We start from the raw sequence: 15,857 nt of genomic DNA on the forward strand, positions 1-15,857 counted from the left end.
TCAGCGGAGTTGAAATGTCACTCTCTTGAATTACATTTTTACCAACAAAAAACGCAAAGCCGCGATCCTCCATCAAGGGAAGAATCGCGGCCCTGCGTATAATGAAGCCAACCCTACTCGTTATTTCCCGGGAAAAGCTTTTCTCGCCAAGAAATCAGTCTTCGTAGGTAAGCAGCGATACGACTTCGATATCCGGCAGTTTGTTGCGTCCGGCCAATTGCTCCAGCTCGATCAGGAAAGCAGCGCCGACCACATTGCCGCCAAGCTGCTGCACCAGGTTAACCGCTGTGGAGATCGTACCGCCAGTAGCAAGCAGATCGTCGGCGATCAACACGTTTTGACCCGGCTGAATGGCATCTGTATGTACGGCCAGTTTGTCTTTGCCGTATTCCAGATCATAGCCGACTTCAATCGTTTCCGAAGGGAGCTTCCCGCTCTTGCGGATCGGCACGAAGCCGACGCCCAGCGCGTAAGCAAGCGGCGCGCCTACGACAAATCCGCGGGCTTCCGGACCGGCGATCACATCGATTTTCATGTGTGCAACCAATGCCTTCAGTTCATTGATGGCGCTGCGGTACTGCTCGCCGTCCTTGAGCAGCGTTGTTATATCTTTAAAGCTGATACCCGGTTGCGGGAAATCCGGAATAACCCGGATGCTGTCTTTAAAATTCATGATATCATCTCCTAAAAGTTTTGCGGGTTAAACACCCGCGCTAGTACTTCAGCAAAACTCGCTTCGAAAGCATAGTCTTAGTTTTGCGGGGTAAAGACCCGCGCTAGTACTTCAGCAAAACTCGCTTCGAAAGCATAGTCTTCGTTTTTCGGGTTAAACACACATCTGTGTTGCCTCGAGCCTAGGATACCCCGGTACGGCGGGTAAACATCCATTCGTGGATGTCGCTGGAGCTGCCGTCAAGCAAATATTGCTCCATCTCGGCGATTTGGCTGAGTCGGATATAATTCAGCGACGCGGTCAGGTTCTTCGCTTGCGGTTGCTTTACGAATACCACTTGGCCCTGACTGCGCTCGATAAACTCCAGTTCTTCAAAGACATCAAGCATTTTGCGGATCATCCGCGGCGAGAGCTCGCTTTGCCGGCACAGCCGCAGCAGTGCTTCCTGCTCTTTGACCGGCGAAGCCGCGATTGCGGCCAGCATTTTGTACAGGGAAATAAACAGCTCGCGAGTCGGCTTGAACAGCCGCTCCTTCACCCCGCTTCGGGCCGGATGCAGCAGCGCGATGTTGTCGGCCTGCGGCAATCCCGCAAGTACGGCTTCCAGCTGCTCGGGCGTATCCGGCAGGTCAATCAAGCAAAGCAGCGACAGGCGGCCATCCTCGCGGACCGTTGCCCCTTCGTGCAGCTTTGAAATACCGCCGCTATCCTCGTACACCCACAGCGTCATATCCTTCAGCGGAGCGAGCGGCGTCATCCGGCTCGCCGCAAGCACGGCGGCCGCCTGGAATGGTGCCTGTCCTTGATAAGGCAGCAGCGCTTCACGCAGCTCGGCCGCTTTCCCGACCGCGTCCTTGGTGCCGCGCAGGTCAAAGAGCTGAACCTGAGGCACCGCAACATCCTGCAGCATCAGCTGCGGCTTGCGGCTGCCGTTCCACTCGTTTATCGTCAACTCGCAAAGCGCGTCCAGCTTCGTTCCGGGCGGAAGCAGTTCGGCAAGGGAACCTTTGCCAAAGGCGATGGCCTCCAGCGAGCTTTTTCCCTGCTGCAGCACGAGCTTGAGATGTTTGCCTTCCTGCCCGAGCTTACGGGTCTCTTTGACCTCCGCCCCGCGGACAATAAACCGCGGCAGCGGATTGGCCATGCCGAACGGCGCCAGCCGTTCGATCTCGGCGGCGGCGTTCAGCGTCAGCTGGGACAGCTCCGCTTCAAAATCCGCCGCCGTCCAGGCTACGAAATCCTCCGGCTTCAGCACGCCGGCGGCATATCGGTTGAGCGCCGCAGCGAAGGCTTCAAGCTGGTCTTTATGCAGGCTCATGCCTGCAGCCGCGGGATGACCGCCGTAATGATCCATCAGTTCGGCACAGGAAGTAAGCGCCTCGTAGATATCGAGACCGGGGATGGAACGGGCCGAGCCCTTGCACATCCCCGTGTCCGGGTGGATATCGAGAATAATGACCGGCCGGTAATATTTCTCCAGCAGGCGGGCAGCAACGATGCCGACTACTCCGACATTCCAGCCCTGGTCAGCCAATACGATGATATCCGGGAGGGTTCCCCCCGCGGTCTGCCGCTCCAGCATAGCCGTTGCTTCTTCGACGATGCGCTCCACAATCTGCTGCCGCTCTTTGTTCAGCAAATCCAGCTCATCGGCCAGCTTCTCGGCTTCTACCGGATCGCTTGTCGTAAGCAGCGCCACGGCGCGGCCGGCATGATCAAGCCGGCCGCTAGCATTGATCCGCGGCGCCATGCCGAAGGCGATGTTCGTCGCATTCACCGCGCCTGCCGTCACGCCGCTCACGCCGAGCAGCGCGCGAACGCCCGGAAACGGCGATTGACGCATGCTGACCAGCCCTTTGCGGACAAGGGAACGGTTCTCCCCGAGCAGCGGCATCAGATCGGCCACGGTACCGATGGCCGCGATTTCGGCCCATTCCGGAGGAACGTCCCCGCCAAGCAGCGCTTCCGCCAGCTTATAGGCAACGCCGACGCCGGCCAGACCTTTGAACGGATAAGGGCAATCATGCTGTTTCGGATTGATCAGCGCATAGGCTTCCGGGAGCTGTTCCGGCGGCTCATGATGGTCAGTCACGATGACATCGATTCCAAGCTCTGTGGCATATGCGATCTGCGAAACAGCGCTGATCCCGGTATCGACCGTGATGACCAGCGTAACTCCCTGCTGCTTGGCAAAATCCAGCGCATGGTTGTGCAGGCCATACCCTTCGTTCGAACGATGCGGAATGTAGGTATCGAAGGAAGCGCCCAGGTGCCGCAGCAAATAAATCATAAGCGTCGTACTGGATACCCCGTCGGCATCGTAATCGCCGTAGACCAGAATATGCTCTTCCTCTTCCAGTGCTTTGCGGATTCGCGGAACGGCTGCCGCCATTCCTTTCAGCAGATAGGGATCATAGCTTTCTCCTTCTCCGCCGTCCATAAACAGCAGCGCCGCTTCCGGCCGGGTAAACCCCCGGTTCACCAGCAGGGATGAAAGAAGCGGAGAAACAGAAAGGCTCCGGGCCAATTCCGCAGCGGTTTGCGGATCGGTTGCCGGAGAATGCCATTTGGTTTTAGATTGAAGCAAATCGGTTCACCTTTCTCTCAGTCCTTCCGGACTACTGAAGCAGCGTAGGAACATCATTATCGGCCAACTCGTGATTGCTTTTATACGGATACCCCGGATCATAAGGCACAACATCGATATGCACCTCGCCCACATGGACGAAACGGTGCTGAAGCAGCTTTCTTGCACATTCGGATATATCCTGCGCTTCCAGGACGGTCGTCCGCGGATTTACGCTGATCTTCACCTGTAGATTGACATAACGGCCTTGCTCCAGTGCTTTCATTTGCTCTACACGGATCACGCCGTGCACACGCTGAACGGTATCAATAAAGTTCGTTGTTTCCTCGGAAGGAATTTCCTGCGGTTTTTTGCTGTAGACCGAACTCATAATCAGCACGTAACCTTTGCGAAGGATCAGGCACCCGGCAAGCAGCGCGCTGATCGGGTCCATATATAGCAGCGGGTGAAGGTTGAAGTAACCGCCTGCCATGGATAGCGTGATGCCGAGAAATACGGTTATGGATGTATAAAGACTGTAGCGGTGGCTGTCTGCGTAAGCGGCGTGGCTGCCGTCTCCCACTTTTTTAAAGAAGCGGTATTGGTATTGAAAAACGGCTTCCTTGATGACGATGGACAACAGCACGGCGGCAAGCGCGGCTTGGCCCGGAGCGGATTGATGGCCGCTCGTCAGGTTGCGGATGCCCGAAAATGCGATTTGCAGCCCGCCCATCAGAATGATCACGGAAAAAAGGACGGCGAGAATCGGCTCTTTGCCTTCCTGCCTATTCTTCGCCTTGTGTGCAGTTTTACCCGCCTGAGGCTGCTTTGAACGCCAAGGCAGCACTTCAGCCAGCTTGGCTGCGGCATCCGCCCCCGAATACAGGGCATCGCCGATCAGCGCCTTGCTTCCGGAAATGTAACCGACGCCCCCCTTTGCCAGCGCCAGCGCCATATCGCTGACAACGCCGCTCCAGACGACCGTCTCCGGTTGCGGTGATGGTTTGTCATTCATTACGAGGCCCCCTTACCACTAGCAAGTAATCCCATGATGATGCAGCACACGGGAACAGCGCATTCCTAAAGAGTTCGAAAAGCCGCGTCGCTTTTGACGCGGCTTTTCAAAGAAGCTTGAACTTAAGCTTTGGCCGGTTTGTTCTTTACAGCGGTTTTCTGGCGTTTCTTCAAGACAAGCCACAGCGGGCTGGCGATAAAGATGGAAGAGTAAGCGCCGAACATGAGACCGATAACCATGGCCAGCGAAAACATCTTGATCGATTCTCCGCCGAGAATGAGCAGAAAGAACGCGGCAATGAATACCGTAAATGCAGTGTACAAGGAACGCATCAAGGTCTGGGCCACGCTGTGGTTGACCAGCTGCTTGAGGTCCTCGTAAGTCTTCTGTTTGCCGAACCGCAAATTCTCGCGGATTCGGTCAAAGATAACGATCGTATCGTTAATCGAGTAACCGATGATCGTCAACACGGCGACGATAAAGGTCAAGTCCACTTCCAGACGGAAGATCGAGAAGATCGCCACGACGATAAACGCGTCATGCATCAGCGCCACGATGGCGGCAAGCGCAAAACGCCATTCAAAACGGATGCTGACGTATACGATAATTCCGAGGCAGGAAAGGAGTACGGCATAAATCGCGTTGCGTGCCAATTCCTTCGCCATTTCGGTATCGACGGTGTTCACCTCGAAGGACGCCTTGTCGTCGAGCTTGGTTACTGCAGCTTGCAGCGCAGCATCCTGATCGCTGTCCAGCACTTCGTCATAACGGATATTCACCCGTTTCTCGCCGAGCGTGATTTCAGGCTCATGGGAGATGCCGAGGCCTTCGAGCGCAGGCTTCAATTCTTCTTGCGTAATGTTCTTGGACAGCGACACGTCCACGTTGGAACCGGCTTTAAAGTCAACGCTGTAGTTCAGGCCGAGCGTGGCCAGGAACACGATGCCGAGCACGGTAACGGTAATCGAAAAAATATAGAAATATTTACTCAGGTGTACGAAATCCAAATCTTTCTTAAAGCGCACGGATGTCACTCTCCTTTACCCCGAATTGCTTAGGCGTTTTGAGGGTGCCGGCCTTGACCAGCAAGCTGAGCAGCCAGTGGGCAAAATAAAGGTTCGTGAGGATACTGAGCAGAATTTCCACAATCAGTATTACGGCAAAACCTTTAACCGAACCTGTACCGAAAGCGAACATAACAGCCGCAACGATAATGGTGGTTACGTTGGCGTCCATAACGGTCCGGAAGGACGTTTTGTTACCGGCTTTTACAGAGGACATAATGCTCTTGCCGTTGCGCATTTCCTCTCGGATGCGTTCATTGGTAATGATGTTGGCGTCGACCGCCATCCCGATCCCGAGGATAAAGGCTGCTATACCCGGAAGCGTTAGCGTAAAGTCCGCTATGACAAAGACGAGAATCAACAGCCATGTATGCACGATCAGCGCAAAGCTGGCAATGACGCCAGGCAGGCGGTACATCCAGATCATGAAGATCAGGATAATGACGGACCCGATCAGGCCGGCTTTAATGGTTTGATCCAACGACTGTTTACCGAGGGTTGCCCCTACGCTTTGGGAATATTTTTCGGTCAGCTTCAGCGGCAGGGCCCCGAGGTTAATCGTATCGGCCAGCTCGCGAGCTTCATCAATCGTATAATGTCCCGAGATGGATGCGGTTCCATCGGTCAGCTCCTGTTGGACGACCGGATCGGAGAGCATCGTATCGTCGAGGTAAATGGCAAGAACCTTTCCGATCAGACGTTTGGTCAGTTCGGCAAACTTGTCTTTATCTTTTACCTTGATCGTGATAATCGGCTGGTTCAGATTGTCACGCTCGATTTTGGCTGCGCCTTCGACGAAATCGCTGCCTACCATCTCGATTTTGCTGTAGGTTCCGGCAGGATCTCCATCAGCGGCGCTGCGGAAGGTCAGTACGGCCGGCTCCTTCATTTTTTTGCGGACTTCGGCTTCGTTCGTCACGCCGGCGATTTTGAGGCGGATACGGTCGGTGCCTTCGGTAGTTACTTCAGGCTCGCTCGTTCCAAGTGCGTTGGCACGTTTCTCCAGGCTTTCCGCCGTCTTTTGCAGTGAAGCTTTGGTCAATTCTGCGCCCGTTTCCGTTGGTTCGGCATGGTACAGAATCTCAAAGCCACCTTTCAGGTCGAGCCCGAGCCGTACCTTGTCCAGCAATCCGGGCGTAGATACCGCCATGACGCCTGCCAAAACGAGCACGGTAATGATAAAGCTTAACAGTCTCTTCATGCTCTTGCTAGTTCCCCTTTCATGACTCAATATTCCTATTATAGCCACGTGCGAAATCAGCGTCAATTTCACACACAAAGAAACGGCTGGCAGTGCGCCATCCGTCCGAATAGGAAAAGTTTCAATGGTCTTCCTTTACTTTACTGCGAATTCAAGCCATTTGCAAAAGAAAAACATTCCACCCTCATTTCATTCCCCGGTATGCCGAAATCGTCAAATAATTCATGTACGCGCTTGCTTTGAGCGAATAAATGTCATTGACGAGCTTGTACAGCGGCGGTTTGCCTTCCTTTTCATATTTATGGCTGACGCATTCCCAAATCTCCTTGCCCGTGACGTACTCATAGCCGAGCAGCCGGAATTCCTCCGCTTTGCTGCGGCACATGGCCTCGATGTCCTCGCTAAGCTCGTCATAATCCCATGTTTCCGATTCCATATCATGCCACCTCCAAAGTTGCCCGAAAATGCGTATTCCTTTACCTATTCGCCCTGCGTTTCCGCTTTCCTTCTTCCCGTCAAAAACTTGTAAGATTCGAAAGCTTGTCATGGACTCCCCCCAACCTCGCATATCCATTACTATTATATCTTGCGGAAGAGGGAGTGCCCCTTGAAGAAACAGAGTTTTATCAAAGGAACCTTGATCCTGCTGGCCGCAGGCATCGTCAACCGGATGCTCGGGTTCATTCCCCGGATCGCTTTGCCGCGCATAATCGGAGCCGAGGGCGTCGGGCTGTACCAGCTCGGCTATCCTTTTTTTATCGTACTGGTCACGATCATTACCGGGGGGCTTCCGCTCGCCATTGCCAAAATGGTCGCCGAAGCGGAGAGCGAGAACAAGCCCGAGGAATCCCGGCGGATCCTGCGCATCGGGCTGGCTGTCAGCCTGTCGCTGGGGATCCTGTTTACCATCATTGCGCTGCTTGGCGCTTCCTGGGTATCGCAAACCCTTCTGACGGACAGCCGGGTGTATTACACGTTCATCAGTATGACTCCGATGCTCTCGATCGTCGCCGTCTCCGCCGTTTACCGCGGATATTTCCAGGGCCGGCAAAACATGATCCCGTCCGCGCTGTCCTCGGTGCTGGAGTCGCTGATCCGCATCTTTTTCATGTTGTGGTTCTCCTGGCTGCTTTTCCCGAAAGGCATGGCTTACGCTGCCGCCGGGGCGATGCTCGGGGTGACCGTGGGCGAGATCGCAGGGATGCTGGTGCTGCTGCTGCAATATTTTTTTATCGTCAAAAAGGACAAGAGAACCCGTCCCGCATCTGATACCCATTCTTCCGCCCCATTTGCGGAAAAAGCGCCTGCCGGGCAGGGTTCCCTGCTGAAGCGGCTGCTGGCCATCTCCATTCCGGTGACGGCAGGCCGGCTGGTCGGCTCATTCTCCTACCTGCTGGAATCCATCATCACCGCACGAAGTCTGGCGCTGGCCGGTATCGCTACCGCCGCGGCCACCGCACAATACGGGTCACTGCAGGGCATGGTTATCCCGCTTTTGATGCTGCCCGGCGTGCTCAGCTCATCGCTAGCCGTCTCGCTGGTCCCGTCGTTGTCGGAAGCAGCCGCCAAAAAGGATCTTCCGACCATTCACAAGCGGATGCATCAGGCGATGCGGCTTGCGCTTGTCAGCGGTGCCCCTTTTGCCGCCATCATGTACATTCTCTCCGAGCCGCTGTGCACGCTCATGTACGGCAACGCCGATACCGCACCGATGCTGCGGCTGATGGCTCCGTTTGCGCTGTTTCTGTATGTACAGGCCCCGCTGCAGGCTGCCCTGCAGGCGATGGACCGCCCGGGAAGGGCACTGGTCAACACACTGATCGGTGCCGTTGTGAAGATCGCATTGATATTGACCCTGGCTTCCCGCCCTGAATATGGCATTTACGGCGCGATCATTGCCATTATCGTCAACAGCGTGCTGGTCACGCTCCTGCACGGCGCCAGCGTAACCCGGCTGATCGCTTTCGCGCCAAGAATCGGCGATCCGATCAAAACCATCGCCGCCATGATTATTATGTCCGCAGGAATGACCTATGTATATGCGCACAACCCCGTCGAAGGCGCGGCTTGGATACAGTTCCTGTTTGCCGCAGCCTGCGGGATTGCTGTTTATTTGGGCATCTGCCTGTTGTCCGGGCTGATTTCGGTACGCGATCTGGACCGTTTTCCTTTCCGGCGGCGGTGAAGAGGACTACTACCGGTCGTTCCGCGTATCCAAATAAATTTTTCCTTTATGGTCGATGGAGCAGAGGAACACGTCACGGAAATCGGTGACCCCCCTCTGGCGGATCTGGCTGCGCAGCCAAAACCGGGTTTTTTCAATCATTTCCAGATTGTCATCCTGCACTTTGCCGTCCATAATGAGCGGAATCGGCAAGCCTTCATAGCGGATTTTATGCTTGGGCAGCTTGACGGAAGCCATTGATTTTCCTGAACCCGAGCCTGAACCTGATGAACCGCTTTTATCCGAGGAACCGCCGCCGTTTTGCCCGTTCTTTTCCCCGCCAGAACTGCTGTTGCCGCTTTGATTCGAGGAGGAGACGCCTTTGTTTTTCTCAATGACGGTGAGCTGTCCGCTGGTTTCGAGAATGGCAAATTCCACATCCGCCGGCGAGTCGATATTTTGTCCGCGCAATTGAAGCAAAAGATCATCGATATTGTAGCGCTGTCTGCGCATTTCTCTGCGGTGCAGCTTGCCGTCCGATATGAGCACGCTGGGTTTGCCGTCGATAAGCAGCCGCAATTTGCGGCTTTTCAGGCTGATCTCCGCGACCGCCACTTGGATGACAATGAGCGTAGCCATCGGCACCAGACCGTCATAAATCGGCCGCTCGATATCTTCGATCACAAAGACGGCGATTTCCGCGATTAAAATGGAGATCGTCAAGTCAAACACCGACAGCTTGCCGATCTCCCGCTTCCCCATAATCCGCATGCTCAGAAAAATCAGAATGTACATCAGCACGGTCAGAAAGATATGGGCTGTAATATGCTGGAACATATTTTCAGGGCACTCCCTTTCCGTATTCCGCTCCGGCGGGCGGAAGAATGTAACCCTATTCTGGCCTGCCTGCCAAGGGAACATTCGGCAAGCCGGCTATAAATTAATGGCAAGGTTCCCATCCGGTACTATTGGGGCAAGCCCCCCCATACAATGAAATAAATGGATCAAGCTTATCACATATTATTAGGAGGTCATGCCATGCAATTCATCCGGAATCTGTTCTCCTGGAAGCTCTCCAGTCCTGTCCTGTCCGGATTACTTCGCGCTTTTATGTGGATGCTGCTCGGAGCGCTGGTGCTTTCGTTGCTGCTCTGGGGAAGCGGAATGAGCGAACAGGATTTGTCGACGTACACTTATATCGTTCACGGTGTCGCCGCCGCTTTCGGCGGACTGGCTGCCGGACGCAAGGCGTCGAGCCGGGGCTGGTATCAAGGCGCATTGACCGGTATTTTGTACGGCATCATCGTCCTTCTGGTCGGCTTCCTCGCGCTGGACAGTTCTCCGGCGGGAATGGATCTGCTCTGGGTGCTGGCTGCGGCGGGGATTTCTGCGCTCGGCGGCATGTTTGGGGTAAATTTGCAAAAATACTAGAAACGGAATGTCCCGCCCATGAACCGGCTCTGAAAATATGTTACACTGGGGATAGTTCTATTACATGTACCTCCGGGGGGCTTGGTTTTGCTGTATCATTCTATGAATATGATCGTGATCTTCACCGTCATTACCGTTACGCTGCTGATCGGGATCGGCGCACGGCGCAATCCGCTGCTAGCGCTTAAGGAGCTGCTGCGGGAGCTGCTGCGTTCTTACAAATTTCTTCTGGTCGCTGCAGGAATGGTGAGCGTGCTCGCGTTCAACAAATATGAGATGACGATCGAACGGAAAATGCATCTCGCATCCGACTTTACGCCATTTGTCTTCGGCCTTGAGGGGCATTTTGTCCGCACAGTCCAGGAACTGTTTGTTACCCCATGGCTGACGCCGATTATCGTCTTCTTTTACATCTATATGCTTCAGTCGGTACTGGCCGCCTCGCTGGGCGTGTATTTGCTTGACCAGAACCGCGTAATGCTGTACGCAACTTGTTATGCGATTATTCTCAACTATGCCATCGCGATTCCGTTCTTTCTATATTATCCGGTGAACGAGGTATGGTCCTATGCGCCTGCGGGCGTCCGCTTCGTGATGCTCGATGTCTTCCCGCGTTTCGAACAGGAATACCGGCCGCTGTCCGGTCTGGATAACTGTTTTCCGAGCCTGCATACGGCCATTTCGGTGTCCACGGCCATTCTGGCTTGGCGTTCCGGGAACCGCCGCTGGGCGGCCATTGCAACTCTCTCTGCTTCAATGATCGTATTCGGCATCTTCTATCTCGGCATCCACTGGCTGGGCGATATGATCGGCGGTCTGCTCCTGGCCGTGTTGTCAACCTCCGTCGCCGTACCGCTTGCCAGACGGACGCTGCGCGGCGGAGAAGAGACGCTTACCCTGCGCCAGCGTGCAACGGATGCTTCCTGAATAGCTCCGTAAAAGTTTGTACATTCATTCATTTGTACATTCATAAAATGACGGGAACCGCAAAAAAGCAGCCGATCCGGATGATCCGGGTCGGCTGCTTTTGGGTTTATGCGGTTACTCTTTGGCGGCTTCTTGCACTACCGCGTGACTGATGGAGCCGCGGTCAAACGTCAGCTTTGTCACGTCATTGACGCGGAGCACGCAGATGTCGTCCGAGATCTCCATAATCGTGCCGTGCAGGCCTCCGATGGTTACCACCTTGTCGCCCTTTTTCAAAGCCTTGAGCATCGAGTTCCGGGTTTTCGTCTTCTTTTGCTGTGGACGAATAAGCAGGAAGTAGAACACCACAAACATAAGGACAAACGGACCTACGAGGCCGAGAATGCTGCCTGTGCCGCCCGAATTGGCTGCTGCAAATTGAAACATGTTGCTTTCCCCCCTTTCAAAAAATACAATCAAGCACAACCCCGTATTCTAGAAGCCTTTGAGATTATCGTGAAGTCCGTATTGTGCAAAAAACTCATCGCGAAAATCAAGCAGCCGGTCTTCCATAATGGCTTCGCGCACTTTGCGCATCAAATCCAGCAGGAAGTGTAAGTTATGGTATGTTGTAAGCCGCAGGCCAAAGGTTTCATCGGCCTTGATCAGGTGTCTTAAGTAAGCGCGCGAATAATTCCGGCAAGTATAGCAATTGCATTCCGGATCAAGCGGCCCGAAGTCGCGGGCATACTGGGCATTGCGCACAACAAGTCTTCCCTGGCTGGTCATCGTCGTTCCGTTCCGGGCGATGCGGGTCGGCAGCACGCAGTCGAACATGTCCACTCCGCGGATTGACCCCTCCAGCAGCGCATCCGGCGAGCCCACGCCCATCAAATAACGCGGCTTGTTCTGCGGCAGAAGCGGAACCGTATAATCCAGCACTTCATACATAAGCTGCTTGGACTCTCCGACGCTGAGTCCTCCAATAGCATACCCCGGGAAATCCATGGAAGTCAAATCAGCCGCACTCTGGCGGCGGAGGTCTTCATACATGCCGCCCTGGACGATCGCGAAGAGGCCCTGGTCGTTCGGACGGGCATGGCTTTTGAGGCAGCGTTCCGCCCAGCGGGTCGTGCGCTCCAGCGATTTTTTGACGTAATCGTATTCAGCCGGATAAGGCGGGCATTCGTCGAACGCCATCATAATATCGGAGCCCAGCGCGTTCTGAACCTCCATCGCCACTTCCGGAGAGAGAAACTTCGCGTCGCCGTTCAGGTGAGAGCGGAAATGTACGCCTTCTTCGCTGATTTTGCGCATCTCGCTGAGCGAGAACACCTGAAAACCGCCGCTGTCCGTCAGAATCGGCCGGTCCCAGTTCATGAATTTGTGCAATCCGCCGGCTTCGCGTACAATATCATGGCCCGGCCGCAGGAACAGATGGTACGTATTGCTCAGAATGATCCGCGCATCCATCTCCTTAAGTTCTTCCGGGCTCATCGTTTTGACGGTAGCCTGCGTGCCGACCGGCATGAAACATGGCGTTTCGATCACGCCGTGCGGGGTATGTACGCGTCCAAGCCGCGCCCCCGACTGCTTACAGGTCTTAATATGTTCGTAAGTAATTGCTGCCACTGTGTAATCCCTTCCTCCTGCTTAATAAATGAACATGGCGTCGCCGAAGCTGAAAAAGCGGTAGCTCTCGGCAATCGCTTCCCGATAAGCCGCAAGCACATGCTCCCGGCCGGCCAAAGCGCTAACCAGCATCACGAGCGTCGATTTCGGCAGGTGGAAGTTCGTAATCAAAGCGTTGACTACGGTGAAGTCATATCCGGGATAAATGAAGATATCCGTCCACCCGCTGCAGGCTTCCAGCGCTTTGCCCTGAAATTGCTGCCCCGCCGTCTCCAGCGTGCGGCAAGACGTAGTACCGACGGCAATGATCCGTCCGCCTCTCGCCCTTGCTTCATTAATAATATCCGCCGTCTCCTGCGAAATTTCGAAATATTCGGCGTGCATCACATGCTCTTCGACCTTGTCCACTGACATCGGCCGGAAAGTCCCCAGACCGACATGCAGCGTAATATAGGCGATGTTAACGCCTTTGTCCGCAATCTGCGCCAGCAATTCTTCCGTAAAATGCAGCCCGGCAGTCGGTGCGGCGGCCGAACCTTCCTGGCGGGCGTATACGGTCTGATACCGTTCGCGGTCTTCCAGCGTCTCTTTGATGTAAGGCGGCAGGGGCATGGTACCGAGCCGGTCCAGAATCTCCTGGAAGATTCCCTGGTAGATAAAACGCAGCGTCCGGCCGCCCATATCGGACTCATCCTCGATAACGGCCCGCAGTTCGTCGCCGAAAACGATGACCGCGCCGGTTTTTAGCTTTTTCCCCGGTTTGACCAGCGCTTCCCAGCGGTCTTCCCCCAGATTCTTGAGCAGCAGTACCTCCGCCTTCGCCCCGGTATCTTCCTTAACGCCGAACAGCCGGGCGGGTATGACCCGCGTATCGTTGAGCACCAGCGTATCGCCGGGCTGAAATTGATCCAGAATATCGGTAAAATGGCCGTGCCGCAGCTGCCCGTCCGCCTTGTTCAGCATCAGCAGCCTGGAAGCGCTGCGCTCCTGAAGCGGGGTCTGGGCAATCAGCTCCTCCGGCAATTCGAAATCGTAATCATCTACGTTCATCGTGTATCTTCATTCCTTACTTATAGTAACGTTATTAAAATAGTGTTGCAAAATCTGCTTGTAATCATACCCCTGATCCGCCATGCCTTTGGCGCCCCATTGCGATAATCCGAGGCCGTGGCCGTTCCCCCAGCCGATGAAATAGAACCCGGCCGCGCCGGTTACAGCTCTGGCGGAATCTGCCCCCATGACCACGGTTCCGCTTGCCGAAGCGGATACTTTGCCCGCAGCGGACAGGACGGCGGCCGGTTGGGCGCTGCCCACAGATGCGGTAGTGCCTCCCGCGCCTAGTACAGTATAACTGCCGGCCGGCACAATATCAAACAAGGTGCTAGGCAGGCCGCCGAAGGCGGAACGGAACAAATCCGGATATTTTACCTGTAAAATCTCTCCGTTGGCCTTGATTTGCGTAGGCCGTCCAGACGGGCCGCGCTGGGTGATTTGCAGCGTGGCAATGTTCGAAGGCAGCGTGCCCGATACTTTGCCGGACAGGCTCTTCAGCAGATCGGCGGAAGAATAGGGACCTTTAATCCAGCTGTAGCTGCCGGATTCGAATACCGTATCCAGCACCACAGCCTGTTCACCCGTATTGAGCTTGCCGACCGGAGACGCCGAATTGTCGATAATCGGCAGCGGACGGACGTTCACGTCCGAGGTCGTGGCAATGGCAAGCGCCAGCCCTCCCGAATTTTTGGCGCCGGTCAATTTGATATTATCCTCTCTGGCATAGCCGGAAGCGCCGCCGGATAACTGCAGGTAATACCATTTCTTGGTCGCTGCAGCTGCGGCATCTCCGGAGCTGTCCACGCTTACGAACGTAGTCCCCCCGCCGTTCCATACTTCGGTTGGATCGGCCGTTACGCCGCCGGCATTGGCGGAGAAGACGGCTTCAACCACTTTGCCGCCGCTGAGCAGCACTTCGCCGGCGGTCGCGTCGACCGCCTTCGTGATGGACGGGGCTTCGGTGCCGATGCCGTTATAAACCTGGCTGAGCGTGGTGTCGACGACGCTCGCGATATCAAACCGGTTGCCTTGGGCCAGTGCATAACTGCGGGCGGCAACCGCCTGTGCTTTCAACGCCGCTTCCGGCCAGCTTGAGGATACTTCTCCCCCGACTACCGAATATAAATATTGTTCCAGCGGCACGATATTTACGACCGACAAGGAACCATTCAAACTGCTAAGTTCCAGATCGCCGCGGTACGTCCGTTTGGATCGTTCTTCCATCTTAATGCCTGCAGCGTTGCCGGAAGCGAAGAACTTGGCCCCCGTACCCGATACGCTGTAGTGGAAAGCCTGACCCTCGCTGGTCCAGTCCATCCCGGCATCGGTGCGGAGTATCAGCCCGGCCGTGCCGGCAGCGACCGGAGCGAAGGCATACTGCGGCAGCGCCGCGGCGGCTGCCGTCTGCAGAGCGGCGAGCTCGCTGTCGCTGGCGGCGTCGCCGACCCATATTTGGGTCACCGCGCTGCCGTCCGCGCCGGCGGCCATGACCTTCCAGGCGTCGAAGCCGGCCGCCGTAATGGCGCCAAGCGCGGCAGAGGCTTCCTGCGCGCTGGCAAACGGCCCGGCGGCCAGGTGTTTGACGCCTCTCACCGCCGGCGTCTGCTCCGCCGGCAGGGTTAGGCCCGCTTTAAGCACGCGGGCCAGTCCGTCCTTCGCCGCGCTTTCGCTCGCATACGGACCGGTATACAGCTGGTACACGCTGCTTCCGCCGCGCGAAGCGACAAACAGCTGCGGCTTGTCCGCGGTGGCGTTCAGTTTCTTTGCAGCGTCGGCCGCCGCCTGCCAGGTCGGGCTGTCCATCACCTTGACCTTGTAGCCGTCCAGGCTGACCCGGATGCGGTCACCGGCGGGAACCGCGGCAAGCGCCGTGCCGCCCTGAACCGCCGCCAGATTAAATGGCGCCGCCGATTGCAGCGTCACCTGCGGCGTCGTCGATTTATATTTGCTGCCGATATCGGCGTACAGTGCAACACGGATCGTCGCCGCCGAGTCGGCGCGGGATTGTCCATAAGGAACGAGCAGGCTTCCCGTCAGCAGGGCCGCAGCCAGCAGCCCGCGGCCAAGGCGCCCCCACCCAGTTACTGTCCATTTCGCTTGCTTCATGCCCATGTTCCTCCTGATCGTAAGTTGGATTATGAGTTCGGTTGCG

Annotated in this window: 14 protein-coding genes; 3 read left to right on the top strand and 11 right to left on the bottom strand. The window is 55.8% G+C overall.

Annotated features, from left to right (window positions below; all coding sequences use genetic code 11):
* Nucleotides 1–154: 154 nt before the first annotated feature.
* The 6 genes from BMW84_RS11040 to BMW84_RS11065 form a co-directional block, all read right to left on the bottom strand.
* Nucleotides 155–673, bottom strand: a complete 519-nt coding sequence (locus BMW84_RS11040; protein ID WP_091067719.1) for an adenine phosphoribosyltransferase — start codon at nucleotides 671–673, stop codon at nucleotides 155–157.
* 181 nt (nucleotides 674–854) lie between these two features.
* Nucleotides 855–3,260, bottom strand: a complete 2,406-nt coding sequence (recJ, locus tag BMW84_RS11045; protein ID WP_091067720.1) for a single-stranded-DNA-specific exonuclease RecJ — start codon at nucleotides 3,258–3,260, stop codon at nucleotides 855–857.
* Between the two features lie 31 nt (nucleotides 3,261–3,291).
* On the bottom strand, nucleotides 3,292–4,254 hold the full coding sequence (locus tag BMW84_RS11050) for a cation diffusion facilitator family transporter (protein WP_091067723.1): 963 nt from the start codon (nucleotides 4,252–4,254) through the stop codon (nucleotides 3,292–3,294).
* Between the two features lie 122 nt (nucleotides 4,255–4,376).
* A complete protein-coding gene (gene secF / locus BMW84_RS11055) occupies nucleotides 4,377–5,279 on the bottom strand; it encodes a protein translocase subunit SecF (RefSeq protein ID WP_091067724.1) in 903 nt (300 codons plus the stop codon).
* Nucleotides 5,269–6,519, bottom strand: coding sequence for a protein translocase subunit SecD (gene secD / locus BMW84_RS11060; protein WP_091067727.1), 1,251 nt, complete (start codon nucleotides 6,517–6,519; stop codon nucleotides 5,269–5,271). The genes secF and secD overlap by 11 nt, the downstream gene beginning before the upstream one ends.
* A gap of 184 nt (nucleotides 6,520–6,703) precedes the next feature.
* Nucleotides 6,704–6,955, bottom strand: coding sequence for a post-transcriptional regulator (locus BMW84_RS11065; RefSeq protein ID WP_091067728.1), 252 nt, complete (start codon nucleotides 6,953–6,955; stop codon nucleotides 6,704–6,706).
* A 171-nt stretch (nucleotides 6,956–7,126) separates the two neighbouring features.
* Between BMW84_RS11065 and spoVB the strand changes: the two genes are divergently transcribed.
* Nucleotides 7,127–8,704: a stage V sporulation protein B gene (gene spoVB, locus BMW84_RS11070; protein WP_091067731.1), complete on the top strand. Its 1,578-nt coding sequence runs from the start codon at nucleotides 7,127–7,129 to the stop codon at nucleotides 8,702–8,704.
* A gap of 9 nt (nucleotides 8,705–8,713) precedes the next feature.
* Here spoVB and BMW84_RS11075 read toward each other — a convergent pair whose 3' ends face one another.
* Nucleotides 8,714–9,520, bottom strand: a complete 807-nt coding sequence (locus BMW84_RS11075) for a YetF domain-containing protein (RefSeq protein ID WP_091067733.1) — start codon at nucleotides 9,518–9,520, stop codon at nucleotides 8,714–8,716.
* A 201-nt stretch (nucleotides 9,521–9,721) separates the two neighbouring features.
* On the opposite strand from BMW84_RS11075, the gene BMW84_RS11080 reads away from it, so the two are divergent.
* Both BMW84_RS11080 and BMW84_RS11085 read left to right on the top strand, forming a co-directional pair.
* Nucleotides 9,722–10,114, top strand: coding sequence for a TIGR04086 family membrane protein (locus BMW84_RS11080; protein ID WP_091067734.1), 393 nt, complete (start codon nucleotides 9,722–9,724; stop codon nucleotides 10,112–10,114).
* Nucleotides 10,115–10,201: 87 nt separating this feature from the next.
* Nucleotides 10,202–11,041 carry a phosphatase PAP2 family protein gene (locus BMW84_RS11085; protein WP_254772921.1) on the top strand — a complete coding sequence of 280 codons (840 nt, stop codon included), beginning with the start codon at nucleotides 10,202–10,204 and terminating at the stop codon, nucleotides 11,039–11,041.
* A 114-nt stretch (nucleotides 11,042–11,155) separates the two neighbouring features.
* On the opposite strand, the gene yajC is transcribed toward BMW84_RS11085, so the two are convergent.
* The 4 genes from yajC to BMW84_RS11105 are packed head-to-tail and all read right to left on the bottom strand — an operon-like array spanning nucleotide 11,156 to nucleotide 15,811.
* Complete coding sequence (yajC, locus tag BMW84_RS11090) at nucleotides 11,156–11,467, bottom strand: preprotein translocase subunit YajC (RefSeq protein ID WP_091067737.1); 312 nt, start codon at nucleotides 11,465–11,467, stop codon at nucleotides 11,156–11,158.
* Nucleotides 11,468–11,515: 48 nt separating this feature from the next.
* Nucleotides 11,516–12,652: a tRNA guanosine(34) transglycosylase Tgt gene (tgt, locus tag BMW84_RS11095; protein ID WP_091067738.1), complete on the bottom strand. Its 1,137-nt coding sequence runs from the start codon at nucleotides 12,650–12,652 to the stop codon at nucleotides 11,516–11,518.
* Between the two features lie 21 nt (nucleotides 12,653–12,673).
* Nucleotides 12,674–13,702, bottom strand: coding sequence for a tRNA preQ1(34) S-adenosylmethionine ribosyltransferase-isomerase QueA (queA, locus tag BMW84_RS11100; protein WP_091067741.1), 1,029 nt, complete (start codon nucleotides 13,700–13,702; stop codon nucleotides 12,674–12,676).
* 9 nt (nucleotides 13,703–13,711) lie between these two features.
* Nucleotides 13,712–15,811, bottom strand: coding sequence for a SpoIID/LytB domain-containing protein (locus BMW84_RS11105; protein ID WP_091067742.1), 2,100 nt, complete (start codon nucleotides 15,809–15,811; stop codon nucleotides 13,712–13,714).
* Nucleotides 15,812–15,857: the final 46 nt, after the last annotated feature.

The organism is Paenibacillus sp. NFR01 (assembly GCF_900111565.1).
Lineage (GTDB): Bacteria > Bacillota > Bacilli > Paenibacillales > Paenibacillaceae > Paenibacillus_AQ.